This is a genomic window from Bacillus sp. GMa5/1 (genome assembly GCF_050172015.1).
Classification (GTDB): Bacteria; Bacillota; Bacilli; order Bacillales; family Bacillaceae_G; genus Bacillus_A; species Bacillus_A cereus.
The window spans coordinates 1-6850 of record NZ_JBNLYC010000192.1 but is presented as its reverse complement, the minus strand read 5'-3'; the positions used below and the strand labels follow the sequence as shown (position 1 = coordinate 6850).

Below are 6850 nucleotides of genomic sequence, written 5' to 3'. Positions count from 1 at the left end.
TCAATATTATTGATGAACTTTAATTACTATTCGTTTTTTGCATTCTAGTATTAGAAGGCGTATTGATAGGTAATCTAATAAGATTCTCTTTTTATTTTAGAAAAAAATGTATGAAGTGCCACCTGAGTCATCGGCAAGAGATTTCTGGGTTAGCGTACAGGACGTCTGTTTGCTGGCAGAATGCTACGTGAATTGTGAATAAGCAACCTACGCGTGCAGAAGCTGAAGTATTGGATTCCTTGGACTCTGATTTAAATTTCTTTAATATTTAATAAGTCATCCAACATCTTGAATTGAAGGTGTTGGGTATTTTTTGTTGTTTGAAATCAAAAGAAGATATATACCTTTGTAGTAAATATAGAATCTAAGATAGATTTTTAAATATACGTATTATTATTTACAATCAAAACACAAGACTTGATACATAAGAATTAGGATAGAAGTGAAAACCCCTCGTTTAGAGGATTATTTAAAGTCGATTTCTTAACGTACAGGAAATCGGCTTTTTTATTTCAAGGTGGTGTCATAACTTAATAGTATTGACACCGAAAAAGCACTGCTGTATTATCAAGGTATTGAAAAGTGTCATAACTTAGTGTCATAAATGAACGGTAAAAAAGGGGCTATTACATAATGAAATACGGATACGCACGAGTAAGTACGGTGTCACAAGAATTAGAGGTACAATTAACAGCATTAGAAAATGAAGGCTGTGACAAAATCTATTCTGAGAAGTTTACAGGAACTAAATCAGATAGACCGCAATTACAAGAAGTTCTTTCAATCCTAAAAGAAGGTGATACATTAGTTGTCACTAAACTAGATAGACTAGCAAGAAACACTGTTGAGGGAATCGAAATCGTAAAAGGACTATTTTCAAAAGGTATAAGAGTCCATGTTTTAAATGTGGGACTATTAGAAGATACGACAATGGGAAGGTTCTTTTTAACTACATTATTAGCAGTGGCAGAAATGGAAAGAAACTTAATTGTAGAACGTACTCAGGAAGGCAAAGCCATTGCCAAACAGCGTGACGACTTTAGAGAAGGACGTCCAAATAAGTACAGTAAAAAACAGATAGAACACGCTTTAGGGCTACTAGAAACCCAATCATATAAGCAAGTTGAGGAAATCACAGGTATTAGTAAAAGTACACTTATTAGGGCTAAAAAGAAGGCTAACAGCTAATACTGGTGGTCTCTCTTTATTTTTGGCTGTTCCACTGTGCAGAAAAAATATTCTGAGACGAATGTATAAAGAGGGCGTTGAAGTGGGAAAAGTGACAATTGCACAGAAAGGCACAACTAATCCATTCTAATGGATGCAGTCGTATCAAGGGCTGAACACTACTTTTCAACATTTCACTGATTGTGCACCCCATAACTGAATTCACACATAAGATCCATGAAATTACGATATATAATCCCCCCTCAGAAATAATCTGAGAGGGTTAATATACTATTAAGATTATCTAGTCACTATTTAGCTAGTTTCATAAACTCGTCACTGTGGCTACCCTTGTATTTCATAAACAAGCCATAACAATCTTTTCGACTCTTACCATTTACAATACTTCTAATAGTTGCCTTAGTGATTGGGAACATTGTTTTTAGCTGGTGTGGTTGTAATCCTTCCACCTTGTTTAGATACAGTATTTTATATACATCCTTATCTGTCAATTTTATGTTGTTAAATCCAATACCATTCATAAACACCTTTCCTTTCCAAATAATTTAGCCTTTTAATTCGCTTTTCTTATTCAATTATCATAATCTTCTTCATCTGGATTCTCATCAATTGGTTCTAGGTCTATAATTAAACGCTTAACAATTCCTTTTTCATCTGTTTCACCAAGTACAGAAAACCAACCTCCATCACTTTTTGTCTCTATTTGTAGTCCTAAAATATCACAGTCCCCTAATCGAATAGTTTCTGTGTCTGTAGCAAACTCCCCTAAATAAATAATGCTATTCTTAACGTTTGTTTTCATTGTTAGTACCTCCAAGTATTTTTTTGTGGACTTGAACCAGCCCTTACACTTAGGTACTTGCAATTTCATTTCATAATAGGACATTAAATTGAAAGTTTTTTATCAGAACAACAAAAAGTTATATTCCTTACACGAAAAAGCCAGATTTTGGAGTAACTCTACTAATAAATCTTCTTTTATGATCCAAATTCTTAATGCTTTCCCAATGCTATTCTCGTGGAAAGATATGATGATAAAAAATAAAAGGATAGGCGATTATGCCCATCCTCGACTTTTCTTAATTTTCGGTCAACTCCTTCTATACATTCCTTTGAACAGAACATTGAACAGAACATTGAACCTGTCGGGCTATATTCGTCACAGTAAATCCAAATATAATATCCACCCCCCTCAGGTTCTTTAGGAACATATATGACTTTTTCGCAATGTCTACAGCGATAGTGCCAATGCCCCTTGTATTTCTTCTTATATGGATTGTAAGAATATCGTTCTAGTTCCAAGACATTTCCTCCTATACTTATTAAGGTACTTATATCATGTTATTGATTTTTTATTCTACCTCGGCTACGCCTCGTGTTCGGGCAAAGAATGCCCTCACCACTATTTCTAGAAATAATACTATTCTATATAGCTATTAAAGTATGCCCTGAATAATCACGAAGAGGGGTAGCTTAGGCTATCCCTTGAAGTGTTATTCGGGATTGTCTTTTAATACTTATAATATTTTTATATCTTTCTTATAAGGAAATATTCAAGAAACCCAGTGTTATCAAGGGTTACAGCGTTTCTTTACTAAGCAATAAAAGTAGAGGAAGTAATTAAATTTCATTATTGAGGTACTGTTCCAACAACGTTCTCATTCGCTTAGATGGAATAAAAACATCTATTGATTTTCCTGTACGAATACGACTGCGGAAAAGCCATTGAAGTAGTTCTGATAATGCAAATAAATCACCATTAAGCTGTATACCTTGCTTATTAAAAAAGTGTTTTATCAAAGGATTTGTATAAATATTAGCTAAATAGATACATGTCCTTTTATGCTGGAATTGGTTTGTAGCACGTGCATTTACACTTACAAAGTGTTCTTTCAACCCCATAGGTGCTAGGCTATCTTTAAACTCTTTAAAAGTAGTCCACATGACCTCAGTAGTAGGTACATTACATTTATTACGGTAGAAGTTATAAGCGTTATCTCTAATGACTTTCTTTGTATCCTTATTTTTAGTTTTCTTTTTTAAATCAGACACACTAAAATAATTATGCTTATTCCCCATCTTGTTCATATCCTTTTTATCTTTAGGTGAAAGATAATAAATGTTAATCAGTTCCTTCAAATGTGAACGGTCTTCATTTTTAAAAGACACATATGGTGCTAACTTATAGTTATCGCCTTCTTTTACAACTGATTGATACACATACTCTTGACCGAATAAATCAAAATAAGCACGCTGAATCTGTCCATCAAACATATAGGTCAGAATAAAAACTTCTTCAAAACACTTAAATATATCAACAGGAAATATCCAATATAATGCACTCGGTTCATTTCCTTTGTCTTCGTACATCATTAGGTTTCCTGAATTAGCTAGGTTCCTCAACTTTTCAAAATACCCTTTTCTATAATCAAGTTGCTTCCAGTGAACAACACCGTTTTGATTTACCCCAATTACCTCGTTTTCTGTTAGCATTTTTAAGTCATCTTTTGAAACATCTACTTGTTCAATAACATCCATAACTTCATCTAGGATTATTGTGTAATTCTCCATGTCTAACAGATCAATGACTTCACGGTCTATATTTCTAAAAAGTGAGTGTGTCGAAGCAATGTTTTTACCTTCTGAGATGAGACGTTTAATATCTTCTAGCTTTGTTTCTCCTTTACAATCAGCTTGTGGTTGCTGGAAATTACGATTAACAGAAATTATTATTCGTTCTACTTCATTTATGAAGGGGGTAATGTAAATAAATTTTTGATACGCTGGTGCGTTCTTCATGAACTGTATTGCCCAACTAGTTTTACCACTACCCATAATTGAATCGATAATGTTAATTTTTGTTTGCACTGGACGTTTTAATAACATACCTAAACTCCTTTTCCTCTATAGTTCTGTAAGATTCGTCTTACATTTACTTACTTGCAAGAAAAGAATAAAATAGGACAAATAAATTTGATTAGTAGTTATTTTCTTCTACAAATATCCGTATTTAGTGGTAATTAAAATGATTTGAATCTCTTGACTTTAGGTTTTCCTTTTCGCTGAATTAACTAGATTTGTCTAGGAAATATTGGACAGAAGAATGACTACCTTTATAACACTTCAGAAAACAAAGTGCTATAAAAGTAGACGTTCTTTAATACTGAATTGAACTGAGTTTGCTGAGGTTTCCATCGTATCACCTTGTTTGAACGCTAGATTTTCATCTGCAACGAACTTTTAACATGTCATGCTTGTCCAACATGCTGAAAAACTTAGGGAAGGAATTGTACTACTGACATACCCTTAATTACTCGTAACCTAATATGATCTTTCTTATTCGTTGCTACCTGTACCGTAGTACACCAAGCAACCAGCCGAACCGTTAGTGGTCGTTCTCACCTAGACTCTTAACAACGTAAACAAGGAACCGTTATCTGTTAGGACGCTTAATTTTATGACATTGGCTTAGCTAACCTGTTCAAGTGTTTAGTGTGGTGTTAGGTCATTCCCACATTCGGAAATCTCTGTACAATAGCTAAAAAAGACAATAGGAAACTAGACCTCTTGCATTATATTTTTGAAAAATTTATAATGGAGGTGCTGAATGTACGGAATTTCCGTTATTTAGTTTTGAATTTGAATTTTGGTCACCTATTGCCGTAGGTGGCTTTTTTCCTATTTATATATCTATCGTATTTAAAGGATTAAACTTGTCGTTTTGTTCTTTTAAGTCATTTCCCCACATAGCTGCGTATCTTTCTGTTACTACTATGGACGAATGTCTCATTAACCTTTGAACCGCAAATGTACTCATTCCTGATTGGATACAGCGTTGACAGAATGTATGTCTAAATGTATGGCTGGAAAGACGTACATCTTTAAAATTCATAATTTTGGCTAGATGTTTAAAGACGTTTTGTACCGCATTAGGAGTTAATTGTTTATTGGAACGGTTTGTAAATACGTATTCTGAAAGTTCTTTTTCTACAAAGATCTGTTCGCAAAATGTTTTGTATGTTGCTAATTCCATAATTACCTTATCGGCAACAGGAATAGATTCTCTTTTACGACTTTTCCCAAATACAGATAAAGTTTGATATTTGAAGTCAATATCAGTCCACTTTAGGGAACATAATTCAGATTGTCTCAACCCTGTACCAAGTAAAACAACGATAATGGAATAGTCACGATAAGCGTAAAAGGTTTTTTCACGCTGTTTAATCCTTCTATAGTAGTTAAGCATTTGTTTAATATGATAATCCGTAAATACATCAATACGTACATCTTCTCGTGCTTTCTGTATTTTCTTAGCAGGATTATTCTTAATGACTTCACATTCAATCATATAATTAAGAAAAGCACGAATACGTTGCAACTTAGAGTTTGTAGTGGTTGCGTTGTTTCCTTTCTTTTGATAGTGCAAGATATATCGCTTCATAATACTTGTAGTAATATCCTCGACATTGATAACATCATGTTCTAAACAGAAAATTTCAAACTGTTTCAGAATATCCCGATAGCTTTGTAGCGTTTTCGGTGTAACATTCTTAAACTCTCTATCGTCCAAAAAATCAAGGACAGCAAATTTTAACAACAAAAAACCACCCCGCATTTTTTTGCGAAGTGGTTTTCGTTTAGTCGTACCAGTTTGGTAATGACCATAACATTTTTAATTGTTAAGAAACGTACTAAAACCCTTGATATAACTAACTGTATGACCCCGGAGAGGCTCGAACTCACGACCTCCACCCTGTCAAGGTGGCGCTCTCCCTGCTGAGCTACGGGATCCCAACTATAAATGTTACCATCAGCAATGTATTTTCATTTCATTCGTGTAATCGGAGAATTTGTACAATTTGTTGAGTATTGTAACATTTGATGTATTCCTATAATAGCAACAAACTTTAATGGTGTAAAGGTGTAATTTTCTGAATGTTCATATTCTAATTTTTGTATAAAAAAATAAGCCCCGAAGAGCTTATTTTAATAATAACATCAACGCAATTATCAATGATATTTTCAAAAATACAATCATAAATAATGGAGCTTGTTCATAAGCTATCGTCCTGTAACTTTCATTCCTGCTGTGTAAATTGTATCAATAGAACCGTCAGCGCCTTTTATTTCGACTTTATAACGATATGTTCCATCCTCATAAATATCATCACCATATCCTGTGAAAGTTGCAATTTCATCATTGCTTCCAGCTGGGACCCATTGATTTTGCCAACGGAAGTTGGTTTCAAATTCTCCCCATCTATCGCCATATTTCTTTTCAAGGCTGACATTGTAATGAATTTCTTCAGCTCGGTCATTTGTAATTCTTGCAATTACGCTGTTACCAAAAGTAACTTGTGTAGAGTGTACCTGAACTGTAACACCGTTCACCGTTTCACCAGGACCACAAATGTAATGACAACCATCCCATTCGTCAGCATGTGCTTTTGGTGTTTCAATGTTCATAACCGTTAAACCGCCTAAAGCTAATGCGCCAGTTAATAATACTTTACCAAATGTTTTCACTTGAAATTCCCCCTAAGTACATTCTCAATTCGTTCGATAGATATCACATTAATTTAATGGAACGTTTTTTCCTTAAGTGTATTCGCTATGAAATTTTATGTAGTAATCTAATCACTACATAAAATTTCATAGTTTT

6 protein-coding genes and 1 tRNA gene are annotated in these 6850 nt (G+C 33.9%); 1 reads left to right on the top strand and 6 read right to left on the bottom strand.

Annotated elements, in window-relative coordinates; all coding sequences use genetic code 11:
- Nucleotides 1-633: 633 nt before the first annotated feature.
- On the top strand, nucleotides 634-1188 hold the full coding sequence (locus ACQGSG_RS24910) for a recombinase family protein (RefSeq protein ID WP_426948249.1): 555 nt from the start codon (nucleotides 634-636) through the stop codon (nucleotides 1186-1188).
- A 290-nt stretch (nucleotides 1189-1478) separates the two neighbouring features.
- Here ACQGSG_RS24910 and ACQGSG_RS24905 read toward each other — a convergent pair whose 3' ends face one another.
- The 6 genes from ACQGSG_RS24905 to ACQGSG_RS24880 all read right to left on the bottom strand — a co-directional run bounded on the left by ACQGSG_RS24905 (nucleotide 1479) and on the right by ACQGSG_RS24880 (nucleotide 6714).
- Nucleotides 1479-1709: a hypothetical protein gene (locus tag ACQGSG_RS24905; RefSeq protein WP_053564963.1), complete on the bottom strand. Its 231-nt coding sequence runs from the start codon at nucleotides 1707-1709 to the stop codon at nucleotides 1479-1481.
- 50 nt (nucleotides 1710-1759) lie between these two features.
- Nucleotides 1760-1990, bottom strand: coding sequence for a hypothetical protein (locus ACQGSG_RS24900; protein ID WP_053564962.1), 231 nt, complete (start codon nucleotides 1988-1990; stop codon nucleotides 1760-1762).
- A gap of 818 nt (nucleotides 1991-2808) precedes the next feature.
- Complete coding sequence (locus tag ACQGSG_RS24895; protein ID WP_053564960.1) at nucleotides 2809-4074, bottom strand: DEAD/DEAH box helicase family protein; 1266 nt, start codon at nucleotides 4072-4074, stop codon at nucleotides 2809-2811.
- Between the two features lie 796 nt (nucleotides 4075-4870).
- Nucleotides 4871-5788 carry a tyrosine-type recombinase/integrase gene (locus ACQGSG_RS24890; protein ID WP_325842700.1) on the bottom strand — a complete coding sequence of 306 codons (918 nt, stop codon included), beginning with the start codon at nucleotides 5786-5788 and terminating at the stop codon, nucleotides 4871-4873.
- A gap of 118 nt (nucleotides 5789-5906) precedes the next feature.
- Nucleotides 5907-5979 (bottom strand) — tRNA-Val (locus ACQGSG_RS24885).
- A 270-nt stretch (nucleotides 5980-6249) separates the two neighbouring features.
- Nucleotides 6250-6714: a hypothetical protein gene (locus ACQGSG_RS24880; protein WP_098877290.1), complete on the bottom strand. Its 465-nt coding sequence runs from the start codon at nucleotides 6712-6714 to the stop codon at nucleotides 6250-6252.
- Between the last annotated feature and the right edge of the window lie 136 nt (nucleotides 6715-6850).